Annotated in this window: 15 protein-coding genes; 6 read left to right on the top strand and 9 right to left on the bottom strand. The window is 71.8% G+C overall.

What is annotated here, in order from left to right:
• Window positions 1–53: 53 nt before the first annotated feature.
• Complete coding sequence (locus tag KV100_RS17555) at window positions 54–455, bottom strand: DUF3040 domain-containing protein (RefSeq protein ID WP_220344378.1); 402 nt, start codon at window positions 453–455, stop codon at window positions 54–56.
• Window positions 456–602: 147 nt separating this feature from the next.
• Here KV100_RS17555 and KV100_RS17550 point away from each other — a divergent pair, with 147 nt between their 5' ends.
• The 3 genes from KV100_RS17550 (at window position 603) to KV100_RS17540 (ending at window position 3,423) form a co-directional block, all read left to right on the top strand.
• A complete protein-coding gene (locus KV100_RS17550; RefSeq protein ID WP_220344377.1) occupies window positions 603–1,424 on the top strand; it encodes a L,D-transpeptidase family protein in 822 nt (273 codons plus the stop codon).
• A gap of 44 nt (window positions 1,425–1,468) precedes the next feature.
• On the top strand, window positions 1,469–1,945 hold the full coding sequence (locus KV100_RS17545; protein ID WP_220344376.1) for a YbaK/EbsC family protein: 477 nt from the start codon (window positions 1,469–1,471) through the stop codon (window positions 1,943–1,945).
• 197 nt (window positions 1,946–2,142) lie between these two features.
• The gene (locus KV100_RS17540) at window positions 2,143–3,423 is read left to right on the top strand and encodes an FAD-dependent oxidoreductase (protein WP_220344375.1); all 1,281 of its coding nucleotides are present in this window, start codon (window positions 2,143–2,145) and stop codon (window positions 3,421–3,423) included.
• Window positions 3,424–3,433: 10 nt separating this feature from the next.
• On the opposite strand, the gene KV100_RS17535 is transcribed toward KV100_RS17540, so the two are convergent.
• Both KV100_RS17535 and metF read right to left on the bottom strand, forming a co-directional pair.
• A complete protein-coding gene (locus tag KV100_RS17535; RefSeq protein WP_220344374.1) occupies window positions 3,434–3,712 on the bottom strand; it encodes a hypothetical protein in 279 nt (92 codons plus the stop codon).
• A 65-nt stretch (window positions 3,713–3,777) separates the two neighbouring features.
• The gene (gene metF, locus KV100_RS17530) at window positions 3,778–4,668 is read right to left on the bottom strand and encodes a methylenetetrahydrofolate reductase [NAD(P)H] (protein WP_220344373.1); all 891 of its coding nucleotides are present in this window, start codon (window positions 4,666–4,668) and stop codon (window positions 3,778–3,780) included.
• A gap of 86 nt (window positions 4,669–4,754) precedes the next feature.
• Here metF and KV100_RS17525 point away from each other — a divergent pair, with 86 nt between their 5' ends.
• Window positions 4,755–5,810, top strand: a complete 1,056-nt coding sequence (locus tag KV100_RS17525) for a polyprenyl synthetase family protein (RefSeq protein WP_220344372.1) — start codon at window positions 4,755–4,757, stop codon at window positions 5,808–5,810.
• Window positions 5,811–5,828: 18 nt separating this feature from the next.
• Here the strand turns inward: KV100_RS17525 and KV100_RS17520 are convergent, their stop codons facing one another.
• On the bottom strand, window positions 5,829–6,215 hold the full coding sequence (locus KV100_RS17520) for an Rv2175c family DNA-binding protein (protein ID WP_220344371.1): 387 nt from the start codon (window positions 6,213–6,215) through the stop codon (window positions 5,829–5,831).
• A 135-nt stretch (window positions 6,216–6,350) separates the two neighbouring features.
• On the opposite strand from KV100_RS17520, the gene pknB reads away from it, so the two are divergent.
• Window positions 6,351–8,375: a Stk1 family PASTA domain-containing Ser/Thr kinase gene (pknB, locus tag KV100_RS17515; RefSeq protein WP_308289393.1), complete on the top strand. Its 2,025-nt coding sequence runs from the start codon at window positions 6,351–6,353 to the stop codon at window positions 8,373–8,375.
• Between the two features lie 52 nt (window positions 8,376–8,427).
• On the top strand, window positions 8,428–9,315 hold the full coding sequence (locus KV100_RS17510; protein WP_308291471.1) for a deoxyribonuclease IV: 888 nt from the start codon (window positions 8,428–8,430) through the stop codon (window positions 9,313–9,315).
• A gap of 262 nt (window positions 9,316–9,577) precedes the next feature.
• Here the strand turns inward: KV100_RS17510 and pdxY are convergent, their stop codons facing one another.
• The 5 genes from pdxY to macS form a co-directional block, all read right to left on the bottom strand.
• A complete protein-coding gene (gene pdxY / locus KV100_RS17505) occupies window positions 9,578–10,435 on the bottom strand; it encodes a pyridoxal kinase PdxY (RefSeq protein ID WP_220344369.1) in 858 nt (285 codons plus the stop codon).
• An 87-nt stretch (window positions 10,436–10,522) separates the two neighbouring features.
• On the bottom strand, window positions 10,523–11,860 hold the full coding sequence (locus KV100_RS17500) for a class II 3-deoxy-7-phosphoheptulonate synthase (protein ID WP_220344737.1): 1,338 nt from the start codon (window positions 11,858–11,860) through the stop codon (window positions 10,523–10,525).
• Window positions 11,861–11,919: 59 nt separating this feature from the next.
• On the bottom strand, window positions 11,920–12,945 hold the full coding sequence (locus tag KV100_RS17495) for an ATP-dependent 6-phosphofructokinase (RefSeq protein ID WP_220344368.1): 1,026 nt from the start codon (window positions 12,943–12,945) through the stop codon (window positions 11,920–11,922).
• A 36-nt stretch (window positions 12,946–12,981) separates the two neighbouring features.
• The gene (locus KV100_RS17490; RefSeq protein WP_220344367.1) at window positions 12,982–13,626 is read right to left on the bottom strand and encodes a response regulator transcription factor; all 645 of its coding nucleotides are present in this window, start codon (window positions 13,624–13,626) and stop codon (window positions 12,982–12,984) included.
• A 10-nt stretch (window positions 13,627–13,636) separates the two neighbouring features.
• Window positions 13,637–14,788, bottom strand: a complete 1,152-nt coding sequence (gene macS / locus KV100_RS17485; protein ID WP_220344366.1) for a MacS family sensor histidine kinase — start codon at window positions 14,786–14,788, stop codon at window positions 13,637–13,639.
• Between the last annotated feature and the right edge of the window lie 14 nt (window positions 14,789–14,802).

The following is a 14,802-nucleotide window of genomic DNA, read 5'->3' as shown; positions in this document are numbered from 1 at the left end:
AGAGTCGGAAGCTCGGTCCCGAGCGGGCACGCCCGCTCAGGAGGCCGCAGCCGTCAGGAGCCGGAGTCGTCGCGCCGGCGGCGCCAGCGCTCCTCCATGCGGTGCATGAAGGAGTCCGAGGTGCTTCCGCTGCCCTGCTTCGGACGCGGCGGCGCGGTCTGGGTGGACTCGTCAGGTCCTTCGACGTCACGCGAACGCCACGTCGTGAGGAAGAAGTAGGCGCCCGCGACCATGAGGGCGAACCCGGCAACTCCGACGGGCGTCGAGGCGGCGATCACGCCGATCATCAGCATCGCGACCCCGGCGACGAAGCCGATCGACGCCAGGACGATGATCCGGCGAGCGCGGGCTCGGAGCTTCGAACCGCGCAAGGTCGAAGCGAGTCGCGGGTCTTCGGCAGCAAGCGCCTGCTCAAGTTGCTCGAGCAGTCGCTGCTCTTCCTCTGAGAGCGGCACTTCGGGCCTCCCCTGAACTCGACCGGCGGTTGCCGCCGGACCTTGGGTGTCCAGTCTAGGCAGGCGTCATCGGCTGCGCCACAGCACGGGCTATTGTTTGTGCGCAGGGGGGCAACGGCTCCCGTCTGCCATCCCGGAAGGACGCCGATGCGCCGGTCCACCACCCTTGTCTGCTCTGCCGCCCTGGCCTTCTCAGGACTCGCTCTCGGCGCTGGGTCGCCGGCGAGCGCGGCCCCGGCCGCCGTGGTGCCGGCCGTGGTGTCACCGGCCGCCGCCGGCCAGTCCACGGTCGCGGCCGCGCCGGCAGCCCTCCGCGCAGCCAGGCCCTCCCGCAAGGACCGGTTCTACCGGGCGACGACGCGTCCGGGCGACCGCGACCGGTCGGTGACCTCGATCAAGCACGTCCGCGAGCTCCAGTACCGCCTGCGTTGGGCCGGCGTCTACGGAGGCTCGGTCAACGGCGTCTACACCGCCCGCACCGCGAAGGCCGTCAAGAAGTTCCAGAAGCGCCACGGGCTCAAGCGCTCGGGCGTGGCGAACACCGCGACCTGGAAGCGCCTCATCCAGAAGACGGTGCGTGGCAAGTCCAAGATCCCCAAGCGGTGCAAGTCGTCGGGCTGGAACGCCTGCTACGACCGCCGTCGGCACCAGGTCGTGCTCTACCGCAACGGCACGCTGTGGAACAGCTGGCTGGTGCGTGGCGGCGCCGCCTCGTCGAAGACCCGCACCGGCAAGTTCACCGTGTTCTCCCGTAGCAAGAACCACGTCAGCTCGATCTACGAAGCCAAGATGCCGTACGCGCAGTTCTTCTCGGGCGGTCAGGCCTTCCACGCCTCCTACCTGATGATGGACCCCTTCGTCGGGCACAGCCACGGCTGCGTGAACCTCTACATCCCCGACGCCAAGCAGCTGTGGGCGCTGACCTCCAACAAGAAGCTCAAGGTGACCGTCTACGGCGCCTGGAGCTGAGGGCGCCGGCGAGCGCTGGCCCCCACAGCCAGTACGGTCGCCCGATGACTGCGACACATCCGAGGGTCCAGCAGGTGATCCAGGCCCTTGCCGATCGTGGGGTCGTCGACGAGGTCGTGCGGATGCTGCCCGACTCCGTACGTACGGCGCAGGAGGCGGCCGACGCACTCGGCGTCGACGTCGCCGCGATCGCCAACAGTCTCGTCTTCGACGCCGGGGGCGAGGTGGTGCTTGTCCTGACCAGCGGCGCGCACCGCGTCGACACCGAGGCCCTGGCTGCCGCCCACGGACTGCCGACGCTCGAGCGTGCCCGACCCGAGGCGGTTCGGGCCGCGACCGGCCAGGTGATCGGCGGGGTGGCGCCGGTCGGCCACCCCGCACCGCTTCGGACCTTCGTCGACCTCGCCCTGAGGGAGCACGAGGTGGTCTGGGCGGCGGCCGGCCATCCGCGCGCGGTGTTCGCAACCTCGTTCGACCAGCTCGTCGCGATCACGGGCGGCACTCCCACCGAGGTCGCCTGACCCGGCAGCGCCGATCACCCGGAGACATGGAGCTGCCCGCCCGGCTCGACCCCCGACGCGAGCCGGACGAGCAGCGTCGCCACCATCGTCTCGCGCGTGAGCGCCGATCCACATGAGCATTCGTACTCAGATCGTGACCTGAGTGAGGACCGCGACGTGCAGGTCGGCGCGGCGGCGTCGCTCGGTAGCCTGACCCGGTGGCTGACGTGGTGGTGGTCGGGGGCGGGTTCGCGGGCATCTCTGCTGCGGTCCGCCTGGCCAAGATGCGGCACCGCGTGGTCCTGCTCGAGGCCGACGACCGTCTCGGTGGGCAGCTCCGGCCGTACGAGGCGGGAGGCTGGTCCTTCGACCACGGGTGGTCGGAGCTGACGCTGCCCGCGACGGTGCGTGACCTCTTCAAGAAGTCCGGCCGGCCGCTCGAGCGCGTCCTCGACCTCGAGCCTCTTGCCGTCGCCCGGCGGCATGTGTTCGACCGCGACCTGGTCCTCGACCTTCCCACCGGCAGCCGGGGAGCCCAGACCGACGCGATCGACGCCGTGCTCGGCCGTGGCACGGGCGAGCGGTGGACCCGGTGGCTCGACGGGTTCGACGACGCGTGGGAGGTGCTGCGCCACGTCGCGCTCGGGCGGCCGCTGACCGGACGCGACGACTTCGACCGTGAGCAGTGGCGGACGCTGCGGATGCGCCTGTCCCTCGAGCGCGCGGCTCGACGCGGTCTTCGCGATCCTCACCTGCGCGCGCTCGTGCTCGACCGCCACCGGCTCGACGGGCAGCAGCCCCGCTCGATGCCCGCCTTCCTCGGGGTGTACGACCTGGTCGAGCGTTCCTTCGGCCGCTGGCGGATCGCCGGCGGCTCGACGGCCCTCCTCGCGGCGCTCGAGCGACGGCTGGAGGAGCGGCGGGTGGAGATCAGGCTCGGCGTGCGTGCCCACGACGTGACAGGGACCGACGTCGTCGACGGTGTCCTCACCGACGACGGCAGGGTCGGCGCGGACGTCGTCGTGTGGGCAGTCCCGACCGGACCGGGCGGGCGGTCGGAGACCGACGCCCTCCCCCGGGTGCCGTCGGCGGTCACCTACCTCGGCCTGGGCCCGTACGCCCCCCGGCTGGCTCAGCAGACGGTCGTCCACGGCACCCCCGTCCGGGTCACGCCCAGCGCCACGCACACGGGCGACGGGCAGGCATGGACGGTCGAGCACCTCGCCGCCGAAGACCCCGTGCTGACCTTGCGCCGGGTCGGGATCGACGTCGGCGACCACGTCGTCCACCGGGAGGACGTGAGCCCGGTCGACGTGGCGCGCCGCCACGGGGCGCGCCACGGCTGGCAGTGGTCGGGGTGGCGTACGGCGTTCACGCTCCCCGGGGTCGGGCCGGAGCGACGCGGCCTGCTCCGGGTCGGCGTCAACGCCCACCCAGGCCCGTCGACCGAGCTGGTCGCACTCGGGACCGCCGCGGCGGCCGAGACCCTCCGACCATGAGGCCGACCGCTCAGCGGCGCCCGTGGGTGCCGGTGTGGCTCCACTCCTGACGGAGACCGGTGACGAGCGAGCCGAGATAGTGGGGACGCTCGATGCCGTCGTCCTCGACGCCACAGGTCGCCACCCCCAGACCGACGCTCACCAGGCCGCTGGTCCACCACGCGACGACGAGGAGGCCCCCGTGGACGCCTCCGTGGAAGTACAGGTAGGCGCAGCCGACGAACACGACGGCCCCGATCAGACCGCCGAGCACCAGCATCCCCCGCTTGCGGTGCTGCTCCCGAGTCACAACGTCAGGATCGCACCGCTGGGGTCCACGCGCCGGACGCAGGCGATGGCCGCGCGTGTCGCAGGTCACATCACGGGGAGCGGAGCGAGGCTCTCGTAGATGCGCCGGGTCGCCGTCGAGCGGTTGAGCGTGTAGAAGTGCAGGCCCGGCGCCCCGCCCTCGAGGAGCGCGTCGCACAGCTCGGTCGCGACCAGCGTCCCCTCCGCGCGCAGGCCGTCGGGATCGTCGGCCCACGGCTCCAGCCGTGAGACCACCGACGGCGGCACGTCGTGACCCGAGAGCTCGGCCATGCGGGAGATCTGCTTGAGGTTCGTGATCGGCATGATGCCCGGCACCACGGGGATCTCGCATCCTCGGGCGCGGACGCGCTCCACGAGCGCGAAGTAGTCCTCGGCGAGGAAGAAGAAGTCGGTGACCACGAACTCCGCCCCGGCACGGGCCTTCGCCACCACGACGTCGGCGTCCGCCTCCAGGCTGGAGGACTCGCGGTGTCCCTTCGGGTACGCCGCCGCACCGACGCAGAAGGTCCCCAACCCCGCGACCAGGGCGACCAGCTCGTCGCCGTGGTCGAGGCCGCCCGGGTGCGGCGTCCAGGGCGCACCGGGACCTCCGACCGGGTCACCGCGCAGCGCGAGGATGTTGCGCACACCCGCGGCCGCGTACTGGCCGAGCACCGTACGAAGGTCGTCGCGCGACTGGCCGACGCAGGTCAGGTGCCCCATCGGGCGGAGCGTGGTCTCGGTGGCGATGCGCTCGGTGATGCGCACGGTGCGGTCACGGGTGGACCCGCCGGCGCCATACGTCACCGAGACGAACGTCGGGTGCAAGGGCTCCAGCTCGCGGATCGCCGTCCACAGCGCGCGCTCGCCGGCGTCGTTCTTCGGCGGGAAGAACTCGAACGAGAAGCTCGGCGCCGAGGCGGCGATGTCCTCGCTGAGGCGGCGGGCGGTCGACATGACCTCACCTTAACCGGGCGTACGGCCGCAGGCGGCGTTCCGGCCGAGTCGTGGACGTCGGTGTGGACGTCGGTAGGGTGGAGATCGTGTCCGACTCCCCCGACCTCTCGACCCGGGTCGGTGAGGAGCTCCAGGCCTTCGCGGCCGCCCAGCGCGAGCGACTCGCCCCCCTCGGGCCCCGCCTGATCCCCTTCCTCGCCGCCGCGTCGGAGGCCGCGGCAGGCGGCAAGCGTCTCCGCGCGGCGTTCTGCCACGCGGGGTGGGTCGTCGGCGGCGGGACCGGCGACGACGCGGCAGTCGCTCGCGCGTCCGCCGCCCTCGAGTGGCTCCAGGCGAGCGCGCTCGTGCACGACGACGTGATCGACGCCTCGCTGACTCGGCGTGGCAACCCGTCCGCGTACGCCGCCTTCGCGATCGCCCACCGAGAGGCCGGCTGGTCAGGAGACCCCGACGCGTACGGCACCGGGGCGGCGCTCCTGCTCGGCGACCTCCTGCTCTCCTGGTCGGACGAGATGTTCCGTACGTCGGGGTTCGCACCCGCCGTCGTCGCACGGGCCACCCCGTACCTCGATGCCTGCAAGACCGAGGTGGTCTCGGGCCAGTTCCTCGACCTCGTCGGCCAGGCGATCGGCGAGAGCTCGGTCGAGGAGGCGCTGCGAGTGGTGCGCTACAAGGCGGCGAAGTACACCGTGGAACGCCCCCTCCACCTCGGTGCGGCCCTGGCGGGGGCCGGTCAGGACACGATCGACGCGCTCAGCGAGTACGCCGTCCCGCTCGGCGAGGCGTTCCAGCTGCGCGACGACGTGCTCGGCGTGTTCGGCGACCCGGCGGTCACCGGCAAGCCGGCCGGCGACGACCTCCGCGAGGGCAAGCAGACGGTGCTCGTCGCGCACGCCTACGAGCGGGCGACGAGCGAGCAGCGCGCGGCTCTCGACGGAGGGCTCGGCGATCCGTCTCTCACCCCGGAGGCGGTCGACCGCCTCCGCGACGTGATGCGTGACACCGGTGCCCTGGCTCGGCTCGAGGAGGACATCGTCGCCCTCGAGGATCGGGCGTCAGCCGCGCTCACGCATCCGCGGCTGGCGCCGTACGCCGGGCTGCTCTCGGATCTCGCGACCCGCGCGGTGCGTCGCTCGGCCTGAGCCGGTCGGGCGCTTCGCTCAGAAGCCGAGCGCCTGCGCGCGCCGGCGGACCTCACGGCCGCGGCCCTCGCGCAGCGCGTCGACGGGGCGACCCGGCAGCGTGTCGTCGGCGGTGAAGAGCCAGACCGCCGCCTCCTCGTCGGTGAAGCGTGCATCCCCCAGGAGCACCAGCGTGCCGCGAAGCCCTTCGAGCGGGGCGCCGTCGACCAGGAGCAGCGCGGGGACACGCTGCTTCGACGACGACGCCGTGCGCACAGCGAGCAGGTCGCGCTCGCGCACCTTCTGGCGTACGCGGCTCACCGTCGTCTCCAGCGCCGTCGCAGCCTCGTCCAGCGTGAGCCACTCGTCAACGAGCTCGTCGAGCTGTTCGCCCGTCGTCGGGACGGATCCGGTCTCGTCAGCCATGGGTCAAGACTCGCACGACCCGACGGAGTCGCCTCCGCCGGTCGGGGTAGGCGCTCACCTACACTGAGGCGGGGCCGTTCCCCGCGTTGGCCTGCCCGGACCACGATCCGGCCCGCACGCCGTGAGGAGGTGACCGTGACGACACTCGACGACGATCTGCTCGTAGGACGAGTGCTCGACGGTCGCTACCACCTGCGCAAGATCCTCGCCCGCGGCGGCATGGGCACCGTCCTGCTCGCCACCGACACGCGCCTCGACCGTACCGTCGCGGTGAAGGTGATGCAGTCCGGTCCCGACGCCGACGGCTTCACCACGCGCCTCCAGGGCGAGGCACGGGCCGCAGCCCGCCTCAGCCACCCCAACGTCGTCGCGGTGTTCGACCAGGGGGCCGACCTGGGGCTCCTGTACCTCGTCATGGAGTACGTCGCCGGCCACACTCTCCGCGACGTGATCAGCCGCGAGGCCCCGCTGCCCCCTCGCCGCGTGCTCACTCTCGTCGAGCCGCTGCTGCTCGCGCTCTCGGCGGCGCACGACGCACGCATGATCCACCGCGACGTGAAGCCCGAGAACGTCCTCATCACCCCCGACGGGCAGCTGAAGGTCGCCGACTTCGGCCTCGCCCGGGCGATCAGCTCCGACTCCCAGGCGACGGGCGGCGTCCTGGTCGGGTCCGTCTCGTACCTCGCCCCCGAGCTCGTTCTCAACGAGGCCGCCGACGCCCGCTGCGACGTCTACGCGGTCGGCGCGATGATGTTCGAGATGCTGACCGGCTCCAAGCCGCACACCGGTGAGACCCCGCTCCAGGTCGCCTACCAGCACGTCCACGCCGACGTCCCCGCGCCGTCGACCCTGGTGGCCGGCATCCCGCCGTACGTCGATGCGCTGGTCGCCCGCGCGACAGCGCGCGACCGCGACCAGCGCTCCGCCGACGCCCGGGTCCTCCTCCACCAGGTGCGCAGAGTCCGGTCCGCGTTGGAGGCTGACGTCGCCGACGACGTCGAGCTCACCCAGGACCTGCGTCTGCACAAGATCGTGATGGCTCCGAGCGACGAGATCCCGCACCACCCGACGGAGGCGATGACGGCCCTCGCGCCCGCCGACGCCGCCCACGACCACTGGGGGCCGCGCGACCCCTCCGCGGACGCGCCGACGACGGTGGCGTCGTACGCCGACGGTGACCACGGCGGCTACGAGGCGACCCGGACCGTCACCCGCGACGCGTCCGGCATCCCCTCAGCGCCCGCGTCTCCCCCGTCGACGCCCCGCGGCGGACCACGGAGCCGGCGCGGGCGACTCCTGCTCGTCGGAGTCCTCCTCGTCGCGCTCCTCGCGGCGGGCGCCGGCTGGTGGTACGGCGTGGCCCGCTACGACTCCGCACCCGACCTCGTCGGGCTGCCGCTCGCCGAGGCGCGCGCCGAGGGAGAGCGCGCGGGCTACGTGGTCGAGACAGGCGGCGACTCCTACAGCGAGACGGTCGCTCGCGGGTCGGTCGTCTCCACCGACCCCGGTCCCGGCGGACGAATCCTTCCCGACGGCACGCTGACGCTCACCGTGTCCAAGGGCAAAGAGCGCTACCCCCTCCCCGACCTCGAAGGCATGTCCGAGAGCGAGGCGGAGCAGGCGCTGGCCGACATCAAGGCCGTCGTCGGTCAGGTCGACCGCAAGTACGACGACTCCGTCGAGCTCGGTGACGTGATCGCCGTCTCGTTGCCGGTCGGACGGATGATCCGGCCCGACACCGAGGTCGACCTGGTGGTGAGCAAGGGACGGCGCCCGGTCAAGGTGACCGACTACACCGGCAAGCCGGTCGACCGGGCTCAGCAGGAGCTTGAGAAGGCGGGCTTCGAGGTCGAGGTCACGCGGGTCAACGACGACGAGGTCCCCAAGGACGAGGTCATGAGTCAGGACCCCTCGGGCGGCACGGCCTACAAGGGCGACACTGTCACGCTCACGGTCTCCGACGGTCGCGAGCCCATCGAGGTCCCCGGCGTGGTCGGCAAGAACGTCGATGACGCGCGGGCCATCCTGGAGGCCGCCGGCTTCGTGGTCGAGGTCGAGAAGGAGCGCATCCACTTCGGGAGCAACCTGGTCTCCCGGCAGTCGCCGGGCGGTGGCGACGAGGCTCCGCCCGGGTCCACGATCATCCTCAGGATCGTTTGACCGGCCCCTCGGTCGTCGTACCGTCCGGACGGTACGACCTAAGATGGTCGGCGTGCCGAACCCCTCCCCCTCTGCCCCCGTCACGCACGCCCGCAACCCTCTGGGGGCGCACATCGCCGTCGGAGCCGGGCTCGCCCGAGGTGCGTGGACGACCATGCGCGCCCTCGGGGCCGACACGCTCCAGGTCTTCGCCGGGAACCCGCGTGGATGGGCGGCGTCGGCGGGCAACCCGGGCCAGGACGCCGCGTTCCGCCAGCGGTGCGAGGACGAGGACGTGCCGGCGTTCGTCCACGCGCCGTACCTGGTGAACCTCGGCAGCCCGAACCCCACGACGTACGAGAGGTCGATCGCCGCGGTCGCGCACAACCTCGGACGCACCGCCGCCATCGGGGCGCAGGGTCTGGTCGTCCACACCGGGTCCTGCGTCGACGAAGGGGCGTACGACACGGGCCTCAAGCAGGTGCGCGAAGGGCTTCTCCCGCTCCTCGACGCGCTCCCGGATGACGGCCCGCGGCTGCTCCTCGAGCCCACCGCCGGACAGGGACGATCGCTCTGCGCCCGGGTCGACGACCTCGAGCCCTATCTCGACATCCTCGAACACCACCCTCGCCTCGGCATCTGCCTCGACACGTGCCACGCCTTCGCGGCCGGCGAGCCGCTCGACGAGCCAGACGGGGTCGCCACAACCCTCGAACGCCTGGTGGAGATCGCCGGGCCGGGTCGGCTGGCGCTGGTCCATGCCAACGACTCGATGGACGTGCGGGGGAGCTTCAAGGACCGGCACGAGCGGATCGGGCAGGGGCACATCGGGACGGAGGCGTTCGCGGCGCTGCTCGCGCACCCGGCGACTGCGGGCGTGCCGTTCGTGCTCGAGACACCGGGGGGCGACGCCGCGACCGCCGAGGATCTCGTCCTGCTCGCCGGGCTGCGCGGCCGCTAACTTCCTCCGCCCGCGGGTCACCCTCTCGCAGTCGCGGGTCACCTTCTTCCGTCCGCGGGTCACCTTCTCGCAGTCGCGAGTCACCATCTCGCGCCCGCGGATCACAGTCGAACTCCGGGAACTGACCCACGAACACCAAAGACTGACCCGCTAGCGCAAGAAACTGACCCGCGGGCGGAAGGGGGTGACCCGCGGGCGGAAGGGACCGACCCGCGAGCGCCAGGGACCGACCCGCGAGCGCCAGGGACTGACCCGCGGGCAGTCAGCGAAGGCGCTCGACCGCGAACTCCATCGGCGGGTCGGCGATGACATCCTGCGCGGCCACCACTTCCATCTCCCGCGCCCCGGTACGGCGGGTGTGCTCGAGGATGCCGAAGATCGACGAGGCGACCGTGCCCAGCGCACCGGGCACGTCCATGTCCGACTGCAGGAGGCGGCCGAGGAACATCGACGTCGTCGCGTCGCCGGATCCGGCGACCACGTTCATCTCCAGCTTCGGCGTGGTCACCACGTACGCCCCCGTGTCGTCGACGGCCACCATCGAGATGGTCTTCTCGCTGGGGTCGAACACCTCGACCGAGGTCACGAGCACGATGCGGGGTCCACGCGCGCGCAACGCGTCGACGGCCGCCAGCAGCGCATCGAGGGAGCCGACCTCGGCGCCGGTCAGCAGCTCGAGCTCGAACTGGTTGGGCGTGGTGATGTCGGCCGCGGGGACGATCCGGTCGCGCATCAGCTCCGCGATGCCCGGTCGCACGTAGACGCCGCGTCCGCGGTCGCCGATCACCGGGTCCGCGCAGTAGACGGCACGTGGGCTGGCCGCCTTGACCTGCGCGACGGCATCGAGGATGACCTCGGCGATCTCAGGCGCCCCCTGGTAGCCGGAGAGGACCGCGTCGAGGGAGGGGAACACTCCCCGCTCGGCGACACCGGTGATGACGTCGGCGACCTGGGACGCCTCGAAGACGGTGCCACGCCAGACGCCGTAGCCGGAGTGGTTGGAGAACGCGACCGTGTTGACCGGCCATGTATCGACGCCGAGGCGCTGGAGCGGGAAGACGGCCGAGCTGTTGCCTGCGTGGCCGTACGCGACGGAGGACTGGATCGAGAGCACCTGCACGAAGCACAGCGTACGACCTGTCGAGCCGACGGGCGGTGCCGACCGACTCTCCACCGACGAGGCCGGGCGGCCTGCGGCGTACGGACGTCAGCGTGCGCGCAGCATCTCCGCGACGAGGAAGGCCAGCTCGAGGGACTGGGCACGGTTGAGGCGCGGGTCGCAGAGCGTCTCGTAACGGTGCGTGAGGTCTGCCGCGACGAGCTTGCCGCCACCACCGACGCACTCGGTCACGTCGTCACCGGTGAGCTCGACGTGGACGCCGCCCGGCCAGGTCCCGAGCGCCCGGTGCACCTCGAAGAAGCCGCGCACCTCGTCGATCACGTCGTCGAACTCGCGCGTCTTGTAGCCGTTGTCCGTGGCGAAGGTGTTGCCGTGCATCGGGTCGCTGATCCACGCGACCTGGACGCCGGCGGCGTGGACCTTCTCCACGAGCACGGGCAGCAGGTCGCGGATCCGGTCGGCACCGAAGCGGGTCACGAAGGTCAGCTTGCCGGGGATGTTCTCCGGGTTGAGCTTGTGCGCGTACGCGAGGGCGTCGTCGGGCGACGTCGTCGGGCCGAGCTTGATGCCGACCGGGTTGGCGATCCTGCTGAGGAGCTCGACGTGCGCCCCGTCGAGCTGGCGGGTCCGCTCGCCGATCCACAGGAAGTGCCCGGAGACGTCGTAGAGGTGACCGGTGCGCGAGTCGACGCGGGTGAGCGCCTGCTCGTACTCCAGGAGGAGCGCCTCGTGGGACGAGTAGAAGTCGACGGTGTGGAACTCGTCGGGGTCGACCCCGATCGCGTCCATGAAGGCGAGCGCCTTGTCGATCTCGTTGCCGATCGTCTCGTACTTGGTGCCCACCGGGCTGTTGCGGACGAAGTCGGAGTTCCAGGCGTGCATCTTGCGCAGGTCGGCGTAGCCGCCCTGGGTGAAGGCGCGGGCGAGGTTCAGGGTGGCGGCCGACGCGTGGTAGACCTCGAGCAGACGCTGCGGGTCGTGGGCCCGCGCCTCGGGCGTGAACTCGAAGCCGTTGACCGCGTCGCCGCGGTAGGCCGGCAGCGTCACACCGTCGCGGGTCTCGGTGTCGCTCGAGCGCGGCTTGGCGTACTGCCCGGCGATCCTCCCGATCTTGACGACCGGCACGCTCGCGGCATAGGTGAGCACGACGGCCATCGACAGCAGGACGCGCAGCTTGTTGCGGATGTTGTCGGCGTTGACGCCGTCGAAGGTCTCGGCGCAGTCACCACCCTGCAGCACGAACGCCTCACCGCGCGCCACGGCGCCCAGCTTGTCGCGCAGCTGGTCGGCCTCGCCGGCGAACACCAGCGGCGGCATCCCCCGCAGTCGCTGCACCGCGGCGTCACGGGCCGCGGGGTCAGCGTACGTCGGCTGCTGCGCGGGGCCCATGGCGCGCAGGGCTTCGAGGCTCGGGATGCTCACGATCCCAGGGTACGACGCCCCGCGCACGGGGCTCTCCCGGTCCCGGTCGGCGGGACGAGCCGTCAGCCGAGCAGCGCCGCCACCTCGGCATACCGCTCGGGCGACACGGTCTTGAGCTGCCCCACCGCGTCGGCCAGCGGAACCCGGGTGATGTCGTCACCCCGCAGGGCGACCATCGAGCCCCATGCCCCGTCGACGACCGCCTCGACGGCGTGAAGTCCGTAGCGGGTCCCGAGGCTGCGGTCGTACGCCGTCGGCGTGCCGCCGCGCTGCACGTGCCCGAGCACCGCGGCCCGGGTGCTGGGGTCTTGCGCCCGCGCGAACTCGGCGGCCAGCCAGTCACCGACGCCACCGAGCTGGGTGTGTCCGAACGCATCGGTGCCGGCGTTGGCGAGCACCTCGGCACCATCCTCGGGGACCGCGCCCTCAGCGACGACGACGATGGGAGCACGTCCCCTCGCGACGACGCGGGCGCACCGCTCGAGGACATCGTCGACGACGACCGGCTGCTCCGGGATCAGGATGTCGTCGGCGCCACCGGCGAGACCGGCGCGCAGCGCGATCCAGCCCGCGTGCCGTCCCATCACCTCGAGGACGATCGGACGGTGGTGGGACTCGGCGGTGGTGCGAAGCCGGTCCACGGCCTCGGTCGCGATCACGACGGCGGTGTCGTGACCGAGCGTGATGTCGGTCGCGGAGAGGTCGTTGTCGATCGTCTTGGGCACTCCGACGACGGCGACGCCCTCGTCGGCGAGGGCGTGCGCCACCCCCAGGGTGTCCTCGCCCCCGATCGCGATGAGCGCGTCGCAGCCGGCGGAGTCGAGTCCTGCGCGCACCCTCGCGATCCCGTCGTCCATGGCGACCGGGTTCGTGCGCGAGGATCCGAGCATCGTGCCGCCGCGGTCGAGCAGGTCGGCGACGTCGTCCCAGCCGAGCGGGCGGGTGTCGACGTCGATCGGCCCCCGCCAGCCGTCACGGAAGCCGACGATCTCCATCGACGACTCCGACCGGGCACGGCCGACGATCGCTCTGAGGGCCGCGTTGAGACCGGGGCAGTCTCCGCCACCGGTCAGCACTCCGACTCGCATGTGACTCCCCTTCCAGCGTCAGCGGCGGTGTGGTGGCTACTCGTCGAGCCCGCGCTCGATCGCGTAGCGGACCAGCTCGACCCGGTTGTGCAGCTGGAGCTTGCGCAAGGTGTTCTGGACGTGGTTCTGGACCGTACGGTGGCTCAGTACCAGGCGTTCGGCGATCTGCTTGTAGGTCAGACCCTTGGCGACGAGGCGCAGCACCTCGGTCTCCCGCTCGGTCAGGCGGGGCGCGTCCGGCTCGTCGGTCGGGGGTGCCTCCGACAGCCGGCGGTACTCGCCGAGCACGAGGCCCGCGAGCCCGGGCGTGAAGACCGACTCTCCACGAGCCACCGCCTGGACCGCGTCCAGCAGCGCCTCGCGTGACGCCGACTTGACGAGGTAGCCGCTCGCACCGGCCTTCACGGCGTCGAGGACGTCCTGCTGCTCGCCGGAGGCGCTCAGGACGAGGACCTTGGTGTCGAGCCCGCGCTGGGTCAGCGTCGCGGTCACCTCGACGCCGTCGGGAGCGGGGATGTTGAGGTCGAGCAGGAGGACCTCCGGCCGCGTGGCGAGCACCCGGTTGATCGCGTCGACGCCGTTGGCCGCGGTCGCGACCACGTCGAGGCCGGCCTCGGTCAGATCACGCGCGACGCCCTCCCGCCACAACGGGTGGTCGTCCACGACCATCACTCGCACCATGGGCCGCACCCTATCGTGCGCCTGTGGGCCACGACACACGCGTCAGGGGTACGGAGAGCTCCCACTCGCACCCCTGTCCGCCGGTGTCGACGAGGTCAGCGCTCCCGCCCAGGTCACGCAGACGTCCCTTGATCGACGTGGCGACACCCATCCGGCCCTCGGCCTCCGCCTCCTCCAGCCGTCCTGACGGGATCCCGGGTCCGTCGTCGCGCACGCTCACGACCACCCGGTCGCCGACCGTCTCGAGCAGGATCCACGTGGACGGCTCCGGCCCGCCGTGGAGCGTGGTGTTGGCGCGGCACGCCCGGATGGCAGCGACCAGCTCCTCGACGACCTCCGCCGGAAGCATGACCGGACGGCTTGGCGTCGCGACGCTCACCCGCGGCTCCGCCAGCGTGTCGAGGGCACGGCCCAGGTCGATCATCTGACCGTCGGTCGTCGGCTCGTCGCGTCCCCGGGACTGGATGAGACTCCGCAGCGCCAGCTCCTGCTCCCCCGCCAGACGCCCCAGCTCGGCGGCCTCGCCTCCGATCTCGTTGCCGCGTCGCTGGACCAGCGCGAGGATCTGGAGAACGCCGTCGTGCACCGCGCGACCGAGCCGCTCGCGCTCGCTGGCCATCGCCGCCGCGCGCTCGGCCTCGACCCTGCGCACCGCCGAGACCCTCAGGGCGTGGGCGCAGAAGCCGACGAGCATGGAGGCGAGGACCATCAGGAAGATGTTGCCGACGGTGGACGAGTTGACCGTCGGACGCATGGTGACGTCGACGGTCTGCACGATGGCGGTGGCGAGCAGCCCTCCCGTGACCCCCCAGCGCACCGCCCAGCACACGACGACGGTGGTCACCCAGTAGGTGGTGAGGGTGAACGTGTGCTCGGCGAGCATCTCGGGCGTGTGGACGTACTGCGTCGAACGCAGGAGCGCCAGGGTGACCACCATGTCGACGATGAAGACCCACGTCGCGCGGTGGCGGGGCTCGTACAGCCACGTGACCACACCCGACCAGATGACCATCACGCCGATGAGCAACCACGCTGCGACAGGATGCTCGAAGTCGCGCCAACGGGCGGCGTTGACGCCGACGGCGTAGACCAGCGTCACGGCCCGCAGGACGGTGAGGACACGGTAGAACTGGTCGTCGACCTGCTGTGCAGCGCGCGTCACGCGGTCCATGCTCG

It is taken from the genome of Mumia sp. zg.B21, assembly GCF_019550855.1.
Taxonomy (GTDB): domain Bacteria; phylum Actinomycetota; class Actinomycetes; order Propionibacteriales; family Nocardioidaceae; genus Mumia.
This window is presented reverse-complemented; position numbering and strand designations above follow the sequence as displayed.

Excerpts from the sequence above, each read along its gene's own strand:
- KV100_RS17550 (WP_220344377.1), top strand. The coding sequence starts at position 603 with ATGCGCCGGTCCACCACCCTTGTCTGCTCTGCCGCCCTGGCCTTCTCA.
- KV100_RS17545 (WP_220344376.1), top strand. The coding sequence starts at position 1,469 with ATGACTGCGACACATCCGAGGGTCCAGCAGGTGATCCAGGCCCTTGCC.
- metF (WP_220344373.1), bottom strand. The coding sequence starts at position 4,668 with ATGTCGACCGCCCGCCGCCTCAGCGAGGACATCGCCGCCTCGGCGCCG.
- KV100_RS17520 (WP_220344371.1), bottom strand. The coding sequence starts at position 6,215 with ATGGCTGACGAGACCGGATCCGTCCCGACGACGGGCGAACAGCTCGAC.
- KV100_RS17495 (WP_220344368.1), bottom strand. The coding sequence starts at position 12,945 with ATGCGAGTCGGAGTGCTGACCGGTGGCGGAGACTGCCCCGGTCTCAAC.
- KV100_RS17490 (WP_220344367.1), bottom strand. The coding sequence starts at position 13,626 with ATGGTGCGAGTGATGGTCGTGGACGACCACCCGTTGTGGCGGGAGGGC.